Source organism: Alloalcanivorax marinus, assembly GCF_016785095.1.
Lineage (GTDB): Bacteria > Pseudomonadota > Gammaproteobacteria > Pseudomonadales > Alcanivoracaceae > Alloalcanivorax > Alloalcanivorax marinus_A.
In genome coordinates, this window is record NZ_JAEKJB010000008.1 from 75,325 (window position 1) to 92,238 (window position 16,914).

The 16,914-nt window shown below is 65.9% G+C and carries 15 protein-coding genes; 12 read left to right on the plus strand and 3 right to left on the minus strand.

The window, feature by feature from the left end; translation table 11 throughout:
* Positions 1-303 precede the first annotated feature (303 nt).
* Entirely contained in the window at positions 304-3,654 is a 3,351-nt protein-coding gene (locus tag JF515_RS07330; protein ID WP_203102612.1) for a hybrid sensor histidine kinase/response regulator, read from the plus strand.
* Positions 3,651-4,559 carry a DNA-binding response regulator gene (locus JF515_RS07335; RefSeq protein WP_203102613.1) on the plus strand — a complete coding sequence of 303 codons (909 nt, stop codon included), beginning with the start codon at positions 3,651-3,653 and terminating at the stop codon, positions 4,557-4,559. The genes JF515_RS07330 and JF515_RS07335 overlap by 4 nt, the downstream gene beginning before the upstream one ends.
* A gap of 70 nt (positions 4,560-4,629) precedes the next feature.
* Here the strand turns inward: JF515_RS07335 and JF515_RS07340 are convergent, their stop codons facing one another.
* On the minus strand, positions 4,630-5,151 hold the full coding sequence (locus tag JF515_RS07340; protein WP_203102614.1) for a hypothetical protein: 522 nt from the start codon (positions 5,149-5,151) through the stop codon (positions 4,630-4,632).
* Positions 5,152-5,285: 134 nt separating this feature from the next.
* Here JF515_RS07340 and JF515_RS07345 point away from each other — a divergent pair, with 134 nt between their 5' ends.
* From JF515_RS07345 to JF515_RS07370, 6 genes are all read left to right on the plus strand, one after another.
* Positions 5,286-6,548 carry a 6-phosphofructokinase gene (locus JF515_RS07345; protein WP_203102615.1) on the plus strand — a complete coding sequence of 421 codons (1,263 nt, stop codon included), beginning with the start codon at positions 5,286-5,288 and terminating at the stop codon, positions 6,546-6,548.
* A gap of 40 nt (positions 6,549-6,588) precedes the next feature.
* Positions 6,589-7,296 (plus strand): sulfite exporter TauE/SafE family protein, encoded by a 708-nt coding sequence (locus tag JF515_RS07350; RefSeq protein WP_338015184.1) that lies wholly within the window; start codon positions 6,589-6,591, stop codon positions 7,294-7,296.
* A gap of 94 nt (positions 7,297-7,390) precedes the next feature.
* Positions 7,391-9,559: a TonB-dependent receptor gene (locus tag JF515_RS07355; protein WP_203102616.1), complete on the plus strand. Its 2,169-nt coding sequence runs from the start codon at positions 7,391-7,393 to the stop codon at positions 9,557-9,559.
* A gap of 60 nt (positions 9,560-9,619) precedes the next feature.
* A complete protein-coding gene (locus JF515_RS07360; RefSeq protein ID WP_203102617.1) occupies positions 9,620-10,759 on the plus strand; it encodes a PepSY-associated TM helix domain-containing protein in 1,140 nt (379 codons plus the stop codon).
* Positions 10,756-10,947 (plus strand): hypothetical protein, encoded by a 192-nt coding sequence (locus JF515_RS07365; RefSeq protein ID WP_203102618.1) that lies wholly within the window; start codon positions 10,756-10,758, stop codon positions 10,945-10,947. Before JF515_RS07360 ends, JF515_RS07365 begins: the two co-directional genes overlap by 4 nt.
* Before the next feature lie 128 nt (positions 10,948-11,075).
* The gene (locus JF515_RS07370; protein WP_203102620.1) at positions 11,076-11,657 is read left to right on the plus strand and encodes a TIGR00730 family Rossman fold protein; all 582 of its coding nucleotides are present in this window, start codon (positions 11,076-11,078) and stop codon (positions 11,655-11,657) included.
* Positions 11,658-11,707: 50 nt separating this feature from the next.
* On the opposite strand, the gene JF515_RS07375 is transcribed toward JF515_RS07370, so the two are convergent.
* Both JF515_RS07375 and upp read right to left on the minus strand, forming a co-directional pair.
* Positions 11,708-13,018, minus strand: a complete 1,311-nt coding sequence (locus JF515_RS07375) for a uracil-xanthine permease family protein (protein WP_203102622.1) — start codon at positions 13,016-13,018, stop codon at positions 11,708-11,710.
* Between the two features lie 20 nt (positions 13,019-13,038).
* Positions 13,039-13,665, minus strand: coding sequence for a uracil phosphoribosyltransferase (gene upp / locus JF515_RS07380; protein WP_203102624.1), 627 nt, complete (start codon positions 13,663-13,665; stop codon positions 13,039-13,041).
* A 200-nt stretch (positions 13,666-13,865) separates the two neighbouring features.
* On the opposite strand from upp, the gene ppa reads away from it, so the two are divergent.
* The 4 genes from ppa (at position 13,866) to JF515_RS07400 (ending at position 16,851) form a co-directional block, all read left to right on the plus strand.
* Complete coding sequence (gene ppa / locus JF515_RS07385; protein ID WP_203102626.1) at positions 13,866-14,396, plus strand: inorganic diphosphatase; 531 nt, start codon at positions 13,866-13,868, stop codon at positions 14,394-14,396.
* A 183-nt stretch (positions 14,397-14,579) separates the two neighbouring features.
* Positions 14,580-15,284 (plus strand): OmpW/AlkL family protein, encoded by a 705-nt coding sequence (locus JF515_RS07390; protein WP_274380670.1) that lies wholly within the window; start codon positions 14,580-14,582, stop codon positions 15,282-15,284.
* Positions 15,285-15,385: 101 nt separating this feature from the next.
* Entirely contained in the window at positions 15,386-15,907 is a 522-nt protein-coding gene (locus tag JF515_RS07395) for a sigma-70 family RNA polymerase sigma factor (protein ID WP_203102628.1), read from the plus strand.
* Positions 15,904-16,851 carry a FecR domain-containing protein gene (locus JF515_RS07400; protein WP_203102630.1) on the plus strand — a complete coding sequence of 316 codons (948 nt, stop codon included), beginning with the start codon at positions 15,904-15,906 and terminating at the stop codon, positions 16,849-16,851. The genes JF515_RS07395 and JF515_RS07400 overlap by 4 nt, the downstream gene beginning before the upstream one ends.
* Positions 16,852-16,914 lie beyond the last annotated feature (63 nt).

Genomic DNA, 16,914 nt, shown 5'->3' on the forward strand with positions numbered 1-16,914 from the left:
GTGTTCCCCTCGTCAGCGGATTGTCGTCAGCGGATTGCTTGTCACCAACGAGTATGGAAATCCGCCCCCCGGGCCGCCCATTCGGTGAATGCGCCATGGCACTACGTCATTTGACGCATTCCGGGGCCGCCCGGCGCCGCCTAAGCTCGCGAACACGGGTCGGGGGCCCGTCAATAATCATCTGGGCACGAATCGTGCTTCGCGTCCTTAGGACCGTTTCACACTACTTGCATTTGGCCTCCAGCAGGCGTGATGCAAGTAGTGTGAACAGGCCCCAGGGCGCTTTTGCGGACAACGGTATTCATGGCCATTCAGCAACGCATCTTCCGGGTGCGGCGCAACTACAACCAATGGGTCGCCAACCAGACCCTGGAGGACTTCGCGCTGCGCTTCACGGGCAAGGCGGCGCGACGCTGGTCCGCCGGCCGTGTGGCGCTCACCGCCCTGGGGGCGATCTCGTTTCTGGCCCTGGAAGCCATCGGCGGCGCCGCCACCCTTAACTACGGATTCACCAACGCGGTGTGGGCGATCGCGGCGGTCATGACGGTGCTGTTTCTGCTTGGCCTGCCAGTGAGCTACTACGCCGCCCGCGACGGCGTCGACATCGATCTGCTGACCCGGGGAGCCGGCTTCGGTTACCTGGGCTCCACCCTCACCTCGCTGATCTACGCTTCCTTCACCTTTATCTTCTTCGCCCTGGAAGCGGCGATCATGGCGCTGGCCCTGGAGGTGATGTTCGGCCTGCCGCTGACCCTGGGTTACGTGGTCAGCTCGCTGGTGGCGATCCCCCTGGTTACCCACGGCATCACCTACATCAGCCGGTTCCAGATCTGGACCCAGCCGCTGTGGCTACTGCTGCAACTGGCGCCGTTCGTGTTCATCCTGTTCCAGGACCCCGCCTCCCTGGAACGCTGGGCCGGTTTCCCCGGGCTGTCCCCGGACAGCGGCGGCTTCAACCTGCTGATGTTCGGCGCCGCCGCCACCGTGCTGTTTTCGCTGGTGGCGCAGATCGGTGAGCAGGTGGACTTCCTGCGCTTCATGCCGGAGCCGGCCCCCGGGCAAAAGCGGCGCTGGTGGCTGGCGATGCTGGCCGGCGGACCGGGCTGGGTGGTGATGGGCGCGCTCAAGGCCCTGTTCGGGTCCTTCCTGGCGGTGCTGGCGTTCTCCCATGGCCTGCCGGAAAGCCAGGCCCAGGAGCCCATGTACATGTACCTGGTGGCGTTCAGCCACATCACCGGGCACCCCACTACCCTGCTGGCGCTGGCCGGTATTTTCGTGGTGCTCTCCCAGCTCAAGATCAACGTCACCAACGCCTACGCCGGCTCCATCGCCTGGTCCAACTTCTTTTCCCGGCTCACCCACAGCCACCCGGGCCGGGTAGTGTGGCTGGTGTTCAACGTGGTGATCGCCCTGGTGCTGATGGAAATCGGTATTTACCGCGCGTTCGAGTCGATCCTGGGCAGCTACGCCATGGTGGCGGTGGCCTGGATGGGCGCCCTGGTGGCGGACCTGGTGATCAACAAGCCCCTGGGCCTGAGCCCCCGGCACATCGAGTTCAAGCGCGCCTATCTCTACGATCTGAATCCGGTCGGCTTCGGCGCCATGTTGCTGGCCACCGCCGTGGGTCTGTTGGCACGGGCCGGCCTGTGGGGCGACACCGCCGCCGCCCTGGCCTCCTTCCTGGCCTTGCTGACCGCCTTCGTGGCGGCGCCGCTGATCGCCATGATCACCGGCGGACGCTACTACATCGCCCGGCGCCCGGAACCGGCCACCGCCGTGCGCGGCCAGCCCTGCTGCATCTGCGAGCACCGCTTCGACGAGGAGGACATGGCGTTCTGCCCGGCCTACAACGGCCCGATCTGCTCACTGTGCTGCTCCCTGGACGCGCGCTGCAACGACGCCTGCAAGCACCATGCGCGCTTCCAGGAACAACTGATGGACTGGCTGTCCGGCATCCTCCCGGAGCCGATATTGCTGCAGCTGCGCTCGCGGCTGGGTCACTTCCTCGGGCTGTTGAGTCTGGTCACCCTGGTGATGGCCGGCCTGCTCACCCTGGTCTACTACCAGGTGACGGTCACCGATCCGCAAGCGCGCGCCCTGATGGCCGCCACCCTGGCCAAGGTGTTCGCCATCCTGATCATCATCAGTGGCGTGGTGGCCTGGCTGTTCGTACTCGCCCACGAAAGCCGGGTGGTGGCCCAGGAGGAATCGCAACGCCAGACGCGCATGCTGATGGCGGAGATCAAGGCCCACGAGAAGACCGACCGTGAGCTGCAAAAAGCCAAGGAACTGGCGGAAGCCGCCAACCAGGCCAAGAGCCGTTACCTCACCGGGCTAAGCCACGAGCTGCGCTCGCCGCTCAACGCCGCCTTCGGCTACGCCCAGTTGCTGGAACACGACCCGGGCATCCCCGCCAACCGCCGCGACGCGGTGGCGGCGATCCGGCGCAGCACCGGGCATCTCTCCGATCTGATCGAGGGCCTGCTGGAGATTTCCAAGATCGAGGCCGGCCGCCTGGAGCTGTACCGTAACCGCGTGCGGCTGCGCTCCCTGATCGACGAGCTGGTGACCATGTTCCGCCTGCAGGCGCTGGAAAAGGGCATCGAGTTCGACTTCCAGAGCAACGGACGGCTGCCGGACTGGGTGGCCACTGATGAGAAACGCCTGCGACAGATCCTCATCAACCTGCTGTCCAACGCCATCAAATTCACCCGCCAGGGCCGGGTCACGCTGCACGTGCGTTACCGCAACCAGGTGGCGGAGTTCACCATCCGCGATACCGGGGTGGGCATCGCCGACGAGGATCTGCAACGGATCTTCCGGCCCTTCGAACGGGTCCGTAAACCCGGGGTGCCGGCGGTACATGGCACCGGCCTGGGCCTGACCATCACCAAGCTGCTGGTGGACATCATGGGCGGCGACATCCGTGTCACCAGCGTGCCGGGCAAGGGCAGCGAATTCCGTCTGTGGGTCATGCTGTCCACGGTGGCCGCCGGCGACGCCGAGCCGGATGACCACCAGCCGGTGGTGGGCTACCGGGGCCCGGCACGCAGCCTGCTGGTGGTGGACGACGACCCCTCTCACCGGGGACTGGTGAGTGATCTGCTGACGCCACTCGGGTTCCAGGTCACCGAGGCCCCGGACGGCGAAACCGGCCTGGCCCTGGCGGCACAAACCCCGCCGGACCTGATTCTGCTGGACATCGCCATGCCCGGCCTGGACGGCTGGCAGACCGCCGGCCGACTGCGCGGCGCGGGCTTTCGGGGCCCGCTGGTAATGCTCTCCGCCAACGCCCGGGACAACCAGAGCTATACGCCGGCGGGCCTCCATGACGACTATCTGGTGAAACCGTTCAAGCTGAGCGCGCTACTGGACAGCCTGGCCCGCCACCTGGAGCTCACCTGGCGCCACCAGGGCGACGCCGACGTGCCGCCGCCGAGGCCACGACCGGCGACCGCCGTCACCCTGGACGAACGGCTGCGCGATGAACTGCTGGCCCTGGCGGAGATCGGCCATCTGGCCGGCCTGCGTGACGCGCTGGACCGCGCCGAGGGCGAACGCCGCCTGGACGCCGCCGCCGGCCAACCATTGCGCGCCGCCCTGGCGCGCTTCGATTTCCAAGCCCTGATCCGACTGCTGGAGCCCGAGCCATGATGCAAGCGGCACGAAAGGACGTGATCCTGGTGGTGGACGACTCGCCGGATTCCCTGGGCATGATCCACCATGCGCTGGACCAGGCCGGACTCACCGCCCTGGTGGCCCTGGAGGGCGAACAGGCCCTGGGCATCGCCGAAAAGATGGTGCCCGATCTGGTGCTGATGGACGCGGTGATGCCCAACCTGGATGGCTTCGAAACCTGCCGGCGCCTCAAACGTCACCCGGAACTGGCGGCGGTACCGGTGATCTTCATGACCGGACTGACCGATTCCGAGGACGTGGTACGCGGCCTGGAAGCCGGCGGCGTGGACTACGTGACCAAGCCGGTACGGCCCGACGAGTTGATCGCGCGCATCCGCGTGCACCTGAATAACGCGCGCGTCACCCGCGGCGCCCATACCGCCCTGGACCGCCTCGGCCAGGCCGCCTTCGCCACCGACGCCGAGGGCCGCTGGCGCTGGGCCACTCCGGTTGCCGAGGAGCGCCTGGCCCTGCACGGCGCCGACCGGGCACCGCGCCTGGAAGCCCTGGCCGCCCGGGTGCGGCGCTGGTTGGCCCGCCACCCCGAGCCCGGTGATCAGTCCGCCCTGGACAGCGACCAGGGCGAGCTGCGGCTGCGCTACCTGGGCGACACCGCCGCCGGTGAGCGGCTGTTCCGGCTGCTGCAGCGCGACGGCGAGGAAGAAAGCGAGCTGCTGCGCCAGCAATTGCGACTCACCCGCCGCGAGTCCCAGGTGCTGCTGTGGATCGCCCAGGGCAAGACCAACCGGGAAATCGGCCAGATCCTGGAGCTCAGCCCGCGCACGGTGAACAAGCATCTGGAGCAGGTGTTTCGCAAACTGGGAGTGGAAAATCGTACGGCGGCGGCGGCCATGGCGCTGCGCTGCCTGACCAGCCAATAAGGACGGATCGCGGCTGAAGCCGCTCCTACCGGACAGGATGCTGTAGGAGCGGCTTCAGCCGCGATCCACGTCAGCCGGCCTGCATGACCTCGGGCATCACGCCGCTGACCACCATGAAGGTGAGAATCAAAAGGCCGAACGCCAGCGCCAGGGCCAGCAGCGGGCCCACGGCGAAGGCGCGGTGGAAGATGAAACTCTGGATCGCCAGTTGCCAGCTCACCACGATCAGGTAAAGGCCGTTCACGAACGGCGGCGTGCCGCCCAGGGCGTGGCCGATCAGCAGCAACGGCAGCGCCACCAGGGTGAGCAGGATGTCCACGCCGAGCAGCGCGATCATGGTCTGCAGCCAGCGCTCCAGCAGTTGCTTGAAGCCCAGCACCGCGGTGGTTACGCCGGTCAGCACGGTCAGGGAGATCAACTGCACGCCCACCATCCGCGCCAGGCTCAGGTCCGCCTGCAGCGAGGCCGCCAGCATTTGCAGCGCCAGCCACACCGCCAGCATCATCACCAGCAGCGGTGGAATGTAGGGCATGTCCTCCGGGCCGCTGCGGAACACGCACAGCCGGGCGAACAGTTTCAGCAGAGCATTCATCGCAAGGTCCCCGGGCTTGTTCGGCCGCGTATTGTTCCAGAGCCGCGCCCGGGACTCCACTTTTGCCGGCGCGGGCATGTAACTGACGGTCACCTGGGCTAGAATGCGCGGCTGAATATCAGCAGGAGTCCGCCATGGCGCGCAAAAACGCTTTCTACGCTCAGTCCGGCGGTGTCACCGCCGTGATCAATGCCTCCGCCGCCGGCGTCATCGAAGCCGCCCGCGACAACAAGGCCACCATCGGCAAGCTCTACGCCGGTCGCAACGGCATCATCGGCGCCCTCACCGAGGACCTGATCGACACCTCCAAGGAAAGCAAGAGCGCCATCGCCGCGCTCAAGCACACCCCGGGCGGCGCCTTCGGCTCCTGCCGCTACAAGCTCAAGGATCTGGACTCCTCGCGGCGCGAGTACGAGCGCCTGATCGAGGTGTTCAAGGCCCACGACATCGGCTACTTCTTCTACAACGGCGGCGGCGACTCCGCCGACACCTGCCTGAAGATCTCGCAACTGTCCAAGACCATGGGCTACCCGATCCAGGCCATCCACGTGCCCAAGACCGTGGACAACGACCTGCCGATCACCGATGTCAGCCCCGGCTTCGGCTCGGTGGCCAAGTACACCGCGGTGAGCTGCCGCGAGGCGGCCCTGGACGTGGCCAGCATGTGCGCCACCTCCACCAAGGTGTTCGTGATGGAAGTGATGGGCCGCCACGCCGGCTGGATCGCCGCCGCCGCCGGCCTCGCCAAGGAGCAGCCCGACGACGCGCCCCATGTGATCCTGTTTCCGGAAATCGCCTTCGACCAGCAAGCCTTCCTCAAGAAGGTGGACGACATGGTCAAGAAGGTGGGCTACTGCGTGATCGTGGTCTCCGAGGGCGCGCGCACCGCCGACGGCACCTTCCTGGCCGACGCCGGCACCACCGACGCCTTCGGCCACAAGCAACTGGGCGGCGTGGCGCCGGTGTTGGCGCAGATGGTCAAGAACGAGCTGGGCTACAAATACCACTGGGCGGTGAGCGACTACCTGCAGCGCGCGGCGCGCCACATCGCCTCCGCCACCGACGTGGACCAGGCCTACGCGGTGGGCCGCGCGGCGGTGGAGTTCGCGGTGGCCGGCAAAAACGCGGTGATGCCCACCATCGAGCGCAAGAAAACCAAGAAGTACGGCTGGACCATCGGCGAGGCGCCGCTCAAGAAAGTGGCCAACGTCGAGAAGAAGATGCCGCGCAAATTCATCAGCAAGGATGGCTTTGGCATTACCCCCGCCGGCCGCGCCTACCTGGAACCACTGATCGGTGGCGAATCCTACCCGCCCTACAAAAACGGCCTGCCGCAGTTCGCGCAGCTCAAGCTGACCCCGGTGGCGAAGAAGCTCAACGACCACTTCGAGGTGTAAGCTGCCGGACTTCTCGCTGCTGGCGTGGACACTGATCCTGGTGTCCACCTACATCACCGGCGTCTCCAAGGGCGGATTCGCCGGTGGTTTCGGCTCGCTGTCGGTGCCGCTGATGTCCCTGGCGATCGGGCCGATGCAGGCCGCCGGCCTGCTGTTGCCGCTGCTGATCGTCATGGACCTGCTCAGCCTGCGCGCCTGGTGGGGCCGCCACGCCGCCGAGGAGGTCAAACGCCTGGTCCCCGCCGCCGCCGTGGGCATCGCCATTGGCACCCTGACCGTGGGCAGCCTGGACGAGAACAAAGTGCGGCTGATGCTCGGGGTGATCTCCCTGGCGTTCGCCGCCTACATGCTGTTCAAGCCCACCGTGCACCGCCGCCCGGGCCGCGTCTGGGCGGCGCTGTGCGGCACCACCAGCGGCTTCACCAGTACCCTGGCCCACGCTGGTGGCCCACCGGTGAACCTCTATCTGCTACCCCGCGGGCTGCGCAAGGAAGCCTTCATCGCCACCAGCGTGGTCACCTTCGCCTTCATCAACGCGCTCAAGATCGGCCCCTTCATCTGGCTCGGCGAACTCACCCTGGACAGCCTGGGCACCTCCGCCCTGCTGATTCCGGTGGCCTGGCTGGGGGTGCGCAACGGCATCTGGCTGCAATCCCGGGTCAATGAGCGGCTGTTCTACCGGCTGATCATCCTGTCCATGGCGCTGATCGGCGTGCAGCTCATCTGGCGCGGTCTGGGCGGCGCCTAGGGCCGAACCGGACCGGACAAATAATGCAAACCATTCTCATTATGGGTATAGTCGCGGCTATCGAATCCGCCTAAATAACTCAACGGGGATCAGCATGCGACCGACCGCCTTCCGGCTTTCCGCCCTTACTCTCGCCGTGCTCGCCGGCACGGCCCAGGCCCAGGCCCAGACCAGCGCGCAGAACGACGACGGCAGCTACAACCTGGACGCGATCCAGGTGCAATCCAGCGCCGATGCCTCCAAGGAGGGCCTGAGCGAGGTGTTCGCCGGTGGCCAGGTGGCCGAGGGCGGCAAGGTCGGCATTCTGGGCACCCAGGATGTGATGGACACCCCCTACAGCTACACCACCTACACCGAACAACTGATCGAGGACCAGCAGGCCGCCAGCGTCGGCGAGATCCTGCTCAACGACCCGGCGGTGCGGGTGGCGCGCGGCTTCGGCAACTACCAGCAAGTCTACCTGGTACGCGGCCTGCCGGTGTTCTCCGACGACATGACCTACAACGGCCTTTATGGCTTGCTGCCGCGCCAGTACCTGGCCTCGGAATTCATCGAGCGGGTGCAGGTGTTCCGTGGCGCCAACACCTTTCTGAATGGTGCCGCGCCGGGCGGCAGCGGTCTCGGCGGCGCGGTCAATATCGTGCCCAAGCGCGCCCCCAACCAGCCGCTTAACCAGGTCACCCTGGGCGCGCGAAGCGGTGGCCAGGCCAGCCTCGCCGCCGATTTCGCCAACCGCTCCGAGGATGGCCGCTTCGGCATCCGCGTCAATGCCGCCCGCCGCGACGGCGACACCGCCGTGGACGGCGAGGAGGAAGAACTCTCCATGGCGCACATCGGTCTGGACTTCCGCGAAGAGGTGTTCCGCCTGTCCGCCGATCTGGGCTTCCAGAAACACCGCGTCGATGGTGGCCAGCCCAACATCACGTTCGCCAGCGGCGTGCCGATCACCGACGCCCCGGACGCCGACGAATCCATCGGCCAGTCCTGGACCTACTCGGATTCCAACGACATTTTCGGCACCCTGCGCGCCGAATACGATTTCGCCGACAATATCACCGGCTGGCTGGCGGTGGGCGCCCGCCACGGCGAGGAAGATTCGATCTTCGCCAACCCCACCGTGAACAATACCAGCGGCGATTACACCGCAAACCGCTTCGACACGGCCCGGGAAGACAGCGTTCTCACGGGCGAAACCGGCTTGCGCGTCAACTTCGACACCGGGGGCATTGGCCATACCCTGACCGTCTCCAGCTCCACCTATGAACTTAAGTCCGACAACGCTTACGCCATGGACCTTGTCGGTGTCAGTGGCAATATCTATTCGCGTCCTCAGATCGCCCAACCTGGCACCAATTTCAGTGGCGGCGATCTCGACAATCCTCAAATGACCATCAAAACCCGGTTCAACAGCTTTGCGCTAGCGGATCAGTTGTCGATGCTGGATGAACGCCTGCTCGTGACGCTTGGCGCTCGCTACCAGAATATTCAGGACAAGAGCTATGACTATGGCGGCGGTCCGCGCAATGCCAACTATGACGACCATGCGCTGACGCCTTCTCTGGGCGTCCTGTATAAGCTGACCCCATCGGTGGCGCTGTTCGCCAATTACATTGAAGGGCTGGAAAAAGGGGACGTGGCGCCCGAGCAGGATAGCAACAACAATCCTGTGGCGAACGCCGGTCAGGCATTGGAGCCTTACAAGACCCAGCAGACCGAGGTGGGCATCAAGTATGACGGCGGAGGCCTGGGCGGCAGCCTGTCGGTTTACCGCAGCGAAAAGCCAGAGGCCGGTCTCGAAGGCAATATTTACAAGGAGCTCTACGACCAGGAAAACACCGGTGTGGAACTGATGGCCTACGGCAATCTGACCCGCGATCTGACCGTGCTGGGCGGCGTCAGCCTGCTGGACACGGATGTGGACGGCGAGGAAGCCATCGGCTCCCCGGAGACCCAGGCCAACCTGAATCTGGAATACCGGCTGCCTCAACTGCCGGACCTGGCGGTGGATGGCCGGGTGATCTACACCAGCTCCCAATACGCCGACGCGGCCAATACTCGGAAGGTGGACAGCTGGACTCGGCTGGACCTGGGCGGCCGCTACCTGATCGCCCTCAGCGACAGCCAGTTCCTGACCCTGCGGGCGCGAGTGGAGAACGTCACCGGCGAGGACTATTGGGCCTCCGTGGGCGGCTTCCCCGGCTCCGACTACCTGACCGTGGGCGCGCCACGCACCGTGCTGGTATCCGCCACCCTCGATTTCTGAACCGGCAACCCAGGCGCCCCGGCCACCGGGGCGCCCAGGCAGTCTTCCATGAAGCACCCCATGCAACAAAGCACCCTGCGCGTCTGGTCCGCGATTCACAAATGGACCAGCCTGATCTGCACCGCCTTCATCCTGATGCTGTGCCTGACCGGCCTGCCGTTGATCTTCCATGATGAGATCGAGGCGACTTTCGACACCGACCACTGGCAGGCGGCCAACCCGGGCGGTCCCATGCTGTCCCTGGACCGGATGCTGCGGGCCGCGCTCGACAACCGGCCCGGCGAAGTGCCGCTGTTCATGAGCTTCGACACCGACCGGCCGGTGGTCAACGTGACCACCGGGCCGACCCCGGATGCCCCCGGCGGCGCCATGCACTTCGCTTCCTTCGACCGCACCAGCGGCGACCTGGTACCCGGCCACCAGGGTGGCGTCATGGAGTTTCTGCTGCAGCTGCACACGGACATGTTCCTGGGGCTGCCGGGCATGCTGTTCCTGGGCTTCATGGGTATTTTGCTGGTGGCCGCCATTGTTTCCGGCGTGGTGCTGTACGCGCCGTTCATGCGCAAGCTGGAATTCGGCACCCTGCGGGTGAAACGCTCACGGCGCCTGAAATGGCTGGATTATCACAACCTGCTCGGCATCGTCACCGTGGCCTGGCTCACCGTGGTCGGCCTCACCGGCGTGGTGAACACCCTGGCCACGCCGATTCTCGACACCTGGAAGAACCAGTCCCTGGCGGACCTTACCGCCGGCTACCAGGGTGCCGCCGTGCCCGCCCCGGCGGAAATGGCATCCCTGGACGCCGCCGTGGCCCGGGCCAAGGACGCCGCGCCGGACCAGACTCTACAGTTCGTGGCCTTCCCCGGCGGCGGCTGGTCCACGGATTTCCACTACGCGGTGTTCCTGCACGGCAACACGCCACTGACCTCCCACATCGTTACCCCGGCGCTGGTGGACGCGCGCACCGGCGAGTTCGCCGCCCTGCGCGAGATGCCCTGGTACAACAAGACCCTGGCCCTCTCCGGCCCGCTGCATTTCGGTGATTACGGCGGGCTGCCGCTGAAGATTCTGTGGGCGGTGCTGGATGTGATCACCATCGTGGTCCTGATCAGCGGGCTGTACCTGTGGCTGGCGCGGCGACAACCGACGCCGCGAGCCACAGGCGCGCCGGCCACGCCCCAGGCCGGGGGTGCCCCATGAAGGGCGCGCCCCGCGCCACCCGGGGCCTGGGCGGTATCTTCGCGCTGCCGCTGCTGATCGCGCTGGCCAGCCTGATCGGGCTGGTGGCGGCGCTGCTCGGCGATGGCGCCATGGACTGGATCTCCTGGCTGGGCCTGGGATTGCCGGTGGCGGCGGTGATCTGGGCCATGCGTACCAGGCGCCGCTAACGTCCTACACCGCTCACACTGTAGGAGCCCCGGCCTGGGCCGCCCCCGACAACCTACCTGACCGATTTGCGCGGCGCGGACCGCCAGTTCATGCTTGGCGCCTTTGCGGCCAACCAGTGGAGAAAACCATGCGCAGTGTTTGTGTGTATTGCGGGTCCAGCCCGGGGCGCCGGGCGGTGTATGCCGAGGCCGCCCGGGCACTGGCCGGGGAGTTGGTGAAGCGGGATCTGGGGCTGGTCTATGGTGGCGCCAGCGTCGGCATCATGGGCGTGGTGGCGGACGCGGTGCTGGACGCCGGTGGCCGCGTCACCGGGGTGATCCCCGAGGCCTTGCAGGAGAAGGAACTGGCCCACCCGGGGCTCACCGAACTGCACGTGACGCCCTCCATGCACGAGCGCAAGACGCGCATGGCGGCGCTGTCCGACGGCTTCATCGCCATGCCCGGCGGCGTCGGCACCCTGGAAGAGCTGTTCGAGATCTGGACCTGGGGCCAGCTGGGCTGGCACGAAAATCCCTGCGCGCTGCTCAACGTGGACGGCTTCTACGACGGCCTGACCCACTTCCTGGATCACGCCACCGGGGAAGCCTTTCTGCGCCCGGCGCACCGGGAAATGCTGATCGTGGAATCGGACCCGGCCCGGCTGCTGGATCGCATGGCGGACTACCAGAAGCCGGAAGCCAAAACCTGGGTTCGGAAAGGGGATCTGTAGGCCGGGCCCGCGCCGTAGGAGCGGTCGTCCGACCGCTCCTACAAAACCGGTCAGTCCTTGTCGTTTTTGCCGCGGGCGTGGTCCAGCAAATCCGCCACGTATTCCTGCTCTTCGTGCAGGTCGTCGGCGGTCTCCGGGGCCGCCGGCAGCACCTGGTTCAGAAACACCGCCACCAGGCCGCACAGGCTGATGCCCTGCAGGGTGAACTCGCCGTTGCCGACCACCATGCCGCCGATGCCGAAGATCAGGGTCACCGCCACGATCACCAGGTTGCGTTGCTGATGCAGATCCACCCGCGCCTTGATCAGGGTGTTCATGCCGACGCTGGCGATGGAGCCGAACATCAGAATCAGAATGCCCCCCATCACCGGGGTGGGAATGCTCTGCAGCAACTGGCCGAACTTGCCGATGAAGCCCAGGGCGATGGCGAAGATCGCGGTCCAGGTCATCACCACCGGGTTGAACACCTTGGTCAGCATCACCGCGCCGGTCACCTCGGAGTAGGTGGTGTTGGGCGGGCCGCCGAACAGGGCGGCGGCCATGCTGGCGATGCCGTCGCCGGTGAGGGTGCGGTGCAGGCCCGGCTTCTTGATGTAGTCCTTGCCGGTGACGTTGCTGATCGCCAGCACATCGCCCACATGCTCGATGGCCGGTGCCAGGGCGACGGGAATCATGAACAGGATCGCCGGCCAGTGGAAACTGGGCGCCACGAAATCCGGCACCGCCAGCCAGCGCGCCTGCTCCACGGCGCCGAAGTCCACCATGCCCAGGGCTAGCGCCAGCAGATAGCCGGTGAGCACCCCGCACAGAATCGGCAGCAGCCGGAACAGGCCGTGGGCCAGGGTCGCCACCAGCATGGTGGTGACCAGGGCCACGGTGGACACCAGCAGGGCCTCGCCGTAGGGGAACAGCCGCTCGGCACCGTTGCCGGTCATGCCCATGGCGAAATTCACCGCCGTGGGCGCCAGGCTCAGGCCGATCACCATGATGATCGGCCCGGTGACCACCGGCGGCATCAGCCGGTGCAGGAAGCCGGGGCCGCGCCATTTCACCAGGGCACCCAGGATCACGTAGACCACGGCGGTGCACAGCAGCGCGCCCATGGTGGCGGCGATGCCCCACTGGTCGATGCCGTGGCTGATCGGCGCCACGAACACGAACGACGATGCCAGGAACACCGGCACCGAGCGGCGGGTGATCCATTGAAACAGCAGGGTGCCGAGGCCGGCGGTGAACAACGCCACGCTCGGGTCCAGGCCGGTGAGCAGCGGCATCAGCACCATGGCGCCGAACGCCACGAACAGCATCTGCGCGCCGATCAGAATGATCTTCCAGTTCCAGAATCCCGGTGAATCGCTCATGCGCTCCGCGCCCCCTCGCGTTATTTGGTGCCGAAAATCTTGTCGCCGGCGTCGCCCAGCCCGGGCACGATGTAGCCGTCTTCGTTGAGCCCCTGATCAATGGAGGCGGTGTAAATGGTCACATCCGGGTGCGCTTCCCGCAGACGGCGGATACCTTCCGGCGCCGCCACCAGAACCAAGGCACGGATTTGCCGGCAGCCGGCTTTCTTGAGCATTTCGATGGTAGCCAGCATGGAGCCGCCGGTGGCCAGCATCGGGTCCACCACCAGGGCCAGCCGCTCATCCAGGCCGTGGGCCAGCTTCTCGAAATAGGCCACCGGCTCCAGGGTCTCCTCGTTGCGGTACACCCCCACCACACTGACCTTGGCGCTGGGAATCAGCTCCAGCACGCCGTCCAGCATGCCGATGCCGGCGCGCAGAATCGGTACCACGGTGACCTTCTTGCCCTTGATGCGCTGCGCCGGCACCTTGCCCATCCAGGTATCCACCTCGTAATTTTCCAGCAACAGGTCACTGGTGGCTTCGTAGGTCAGCAGGCTGGCCACCTCGGCGGTAAGCTGCCGGAAGCTGCGGGTGCTGAGGCTCTTCTGGCGCAGCAGACCGAGCTTGTGCTTGACCAGTGGATGAGCAATTTCATGTATAGGCATGGGCGCGGCTCCTCGGCTGAAGGCGGTTGTCGTACACATCAGGGGGGCGATTGTACCCCCATGGCGCCCGCATCTCACCGGCGTGTTCGACTTTGCGCGATTAGCCAGCCGGGCGGCGCGGTTGCTATAATCCGCGCCCGTCGTACGGGGCACCACCAAGGTCCCCTGCCCGCTGACCCCCAATCGCTGAAGGACAGACCATGGATTTTGCAAAGGTACCCGCCGGGAAAGACGTCCCCGAGGACATCTACGTCGCCATTGAGATTCCGGCCAACGCCGACCCCATCAAGTACGAGATCGACAAGGACAGCAACGCCATCTTCGTTGATCGCTTCATGGCCACCCCGATGTTCTACCCGGCCAACTACGGTTACATTCCCAACACCCTGTCCGACGACGGCGACCCCATGGACGTGCTGGTGGTTACCCCTTACCCGGTGGTGCCCGGCTCCGTGATTCGCTGCCGCCCGGTCGGCATGCTCGACATGACCGACGAAGCCGGCAAGGACACCAAGGTAGTGGCGGTACCGCACACCAAGCTGAGCAAGCTCTACGACGACGTCCAGGAAGTCACCGACCTGCCCGCGCTGCTGCTCGCCCAGATCAAGCACTTCTTCGAGAACTACAAGGATCTGGAAGAAGGCAAATGGGTGAAGGTCGACGGCTGGAAAGACGCCGCCGCCGCGAAGCAGGAAATCGTCAAGTCCGTGGAAGCCTTCAACAAGAAGTAAGGCCCGCACGCTTGAGGATCGGAACAAGGCCGGGTTCAGCCCGGCCTTTTCTTTGCCCCCTGGCGCGCTTTTCCCACCACCATCGCCGACCTTGATTTGGGGCAATTCTTTTTCCCCGTGTTGGCGGCATGCTTCCCCCATCGCAATCAGGACCACATTCAGGACCACATAGGGGACAGCAAGATGGCATTCTCACGGCACACTCTGGGCAAAGCGGTAACGCTGGCAATGGCCGGCTCCATTCTGGCGATGGCCGGCGCGGCCCAGGCGCACGAAGCCGGCTCTTTCATCGTGCGCGCGGGCGCCGCCACCGTTGATCCGCGTGAGGACAGCGGCACCCTGAAATTCGACGGCGTTTCCGCCGCCGGCACCCAGGCCACCCTGGACAGCGACACCCAGCTGGGCCTGACTTTCTCCTACATGCTCAGTGACCGCCTCGGCGTGGAGCTGGTCGGCGCGACACCGTTCGAACACGAGGTCGGCGTCAAGGGTCTGGGCGCGGGCCTGGACGGCAAGCTGGCGGACGTCAAGCATCTGCCGCCCACGGTGCTGCTGCAGTACTACCCGATGAACCCGGATTCCGCCGTGCAGCCCTATGTAGGCGCGGGCATCAACTACACCACCTTCTTCGAGGAAGACCTGACCAGCACCCGCAAGGCACAGGGTTTCAGCGATCTGGAACTGGATGATTCCTGGGGCCTGGCTCTGGAAGCCGGTGTCGACTACATGCTTACCGAGAACCTGCTGGTCAACGCCTCGGTGTGGTACATGGACATCGAGACCGATGCCACCGTGAAAGGACCCACCGCCCTGAGCATCAGCGAAACCAAGGTCAACGTGGACGTGGACCCGTGGGTCTACATGATCGGCCTGGGCTACAAGTTCTAAGCCCTGCCCCACCAGGACGGCCCCGCCCGGGGCTGTCCCGCTTGCCTGTTGCAATTGAGGATGGTTATCATTAACCGTCCTCAAGCTGCTTGCTCTTTCTCATGACGTTTCAGGCCCTCCCGTCCGCCTCATCGGTGGAAGCCCTCTACCTGCAACACCATCGCTGGTTGCACGCCGTGCTATACAGGCGCTCGGGATGCTCGGAACTGGCCGCCGATCTGGCCCATGATACCTTCACCCGTCTGCTGCACCGCGGCGATAACGTGGTCGCGATCCGTGAACCGCGCGCCTTCCTGGGACGCATCGCCAATGGGTTGCTGGCCAACCATTGGCGTCGCAAGGCCATCGAGCAGGCCTACCAGGAAACCCTGCTCGCCCAGCCCGAGCCGGTGGCCATATCGCCGGAAACCCGCTACCTGATCGTCGAAACCCTTTACCGGGTGGACCGGCTGCTGGCGGATCTGAAACCCAAGGTACGAAAGGCGTTCCTGCTGTCCCGCCTGGATGGTCTGCGCTATGTGGAAATCGCCCGGCGATTGCAGGTGTCGGAAAGAACGGTGCGCAATTACATGGAACAGGCCATGTTCCACTGTCTGAAAGCAGCGCCGGATCTGTTGCCATGAGCGGGATGGATATCCCCGAGCCGGCGCTTGAACAGGCGGCGCGCTGGTTCGCCCTGCTCGGCGGCGATCACGTCACCGAGCAACAAAAGCGGCGGTGGCTCCAGTGGCTGGACGCGAACGTCGACCACCGGCGGGCCTGGGAAAAGGTGGAGCACGTCGACCAGGCTTTCCGGGCGGTGCCGGTGAAATCCGCCGATTCCATTCTGAGCGCGGCGGAGCGCCGGCGGCGCCGCTTTCTGCAAGGCCTGGGCGGCGCCCTGCTGCTGGCCCCGGTGGCGATCCCGGGGTGGCTGGCCTGGCAGGCCGGGCTCGGACGCTCGGACCTGAGCACCGCGCGGGGCGAGATCGGCGAGTTCACCCTGCCCGACGGTGGGCGGCTGTGGCTGAATACCGACAGCGCCGTGGCGGTGCGCTTCGACGACCGGCAGCGGCGCCTGCGCCTGTTCCGTGGCGAGCTGTATCTACGCACCGCCCACGACCCGCGACCATTGTGGATCGACACACCGGAGGGAAGGGTCTCGCCCTTGGGCACCGCCTTCGGAGTGCGGCTGGCCGACCGGCGAACCTGGGTGTCCGTGGACCAGGGCCGGGTCCGGGTACAAGCCCGCCAGGGCGACGCGGACGCCACCCTGGGCCCGGGAGAAGGCACCCGGCTCGACGGCAACGGCCACCTGAGCCCGTTGCCCGGCGCGCTCTCCAACCCGGGCTGGCGCCAAGGCCGACTGCTGGCCGATGGCCGCCGCCTGGGCGATCTGCTCGATGAACTCGGCCGCTACCGCCATGGCTGGCTGCGCTACGATCCCGCCGTGGCCGACCTGAGGCTGACCGGCGCCTTTCCACTGGCCGATACCGATCGCATTCTGGATCTTCTCGAAGCCTCCCTGCCGGTCACGGTGACCCGGGTAACCCCCTGGTGGGTCACCGTGACGCCGCGTCCGCATTGATATCGCATTATTTTTTCCGGTTTCCGTCCGTCGCGGGGCTTGGATAACAAAGCCCTTTCGATA

Excerpts from the sequence above, each read along its gene's own strand:
- JF515_RS07330 (WP_203102612.1), top strand. The coding sequence starts at position 304 with ATGGCCATTCAGCAACGCATCTTCCGGGTGCGGCGCAACTACAACCAA.
- JF515_RS07335 (WP_203102613.1), top strand. The coding sequence starts at position 3,651 with ATGATGCAAGCGGCACGAAAGGACGTGATCCTGGTGGTGGACGACTCG.
- JF515_RS07340 (WP_203102614.1), bottom strand. The coding sequence starts at position 5,151 with ATGAATGCTCTGCTGAAACTGTTCGCCCGGCTGTGCGTGTTCCGCAGC.
- JF515_RS07345 (WP_203102615.1), top strand. The coding sequence starts at position 5,286 with ATGGCGCGCAAAAACGCTTTCTACGCTCAGTCCGGCGGTGTCACCGCC.
- JF515_RS07355 (WP_203102616.1), top strand. The coding sequence starts at position 7,391 with ATGCGACCGACCGCCTTCCGGCTTTCCGCCCTTACTCTCGCCGTGCTC.
- JF515_RS07360 (WP_203102617.1), top strand. The coding sequence starts at position 9,620 with ATGCAACAAAGCACCCTGCGCGTCTGGTCCGCGATTCACAAATGGACC.
- JF515_RS07365 (WP_203102618.1), top strand. The coding sequence starts at position 10,756 with ATGAAGGGCGCGCCCCGCGCCACCCGGGGCCTGGGCGGTATCTTCGCG.
- JF515_RS07370 (WP_203102620.1), top strand. The coding sequence starts at position 11,076 with ATGCGCAGTGTTTGTGTGTATTGCGGGTCCAGCCCGGGGCGCCGGGCG.
- JF515_RS07375 (WP_203102622.1), bottom strand. The coding sequence starts at position 13,018 with ATGAGCGATTCACCGGGATTCTGGAACTGGAAGATCATTCTGATCGGC.
- upp (WP_203102624.1), bottom strand. The coding sequence starts at position 13,665 with ATGCCTATACATGAAATTGCTCATCCACTGGTCAAGCACAAGCTCGGT.
- ppa (WP_203102626.1), top strand. The coding sequence starts at position 13,866 with ATGGATTTTGCAAAGGTACCCGCCGGGAAAGACGTCCCCGAGGACATC.
- JF515_RS07390 (WP_274380670.1), top strand. The coding sequence starts at position 14,580 with ATGGCATTCTCACGGCACACTCTGGGCAAAGCGGTAACGCTGGCAATG.
- JF515_RS07395 (WP_203102628.1), top strand. The coding sequence starts at position 15,386 with ATGACGTTTCAGGCCCTCCCGTCCGCCTCATCGGTGGAAGCCCTCTAC.
- JF515_RS07400 (WP_203102630.1), top strand. The coding sequence starts at position 15,904 with ATGAGCGGGATGGATATCCCCGAGCCGGCGCTTGAACAGGCGGCGCGC.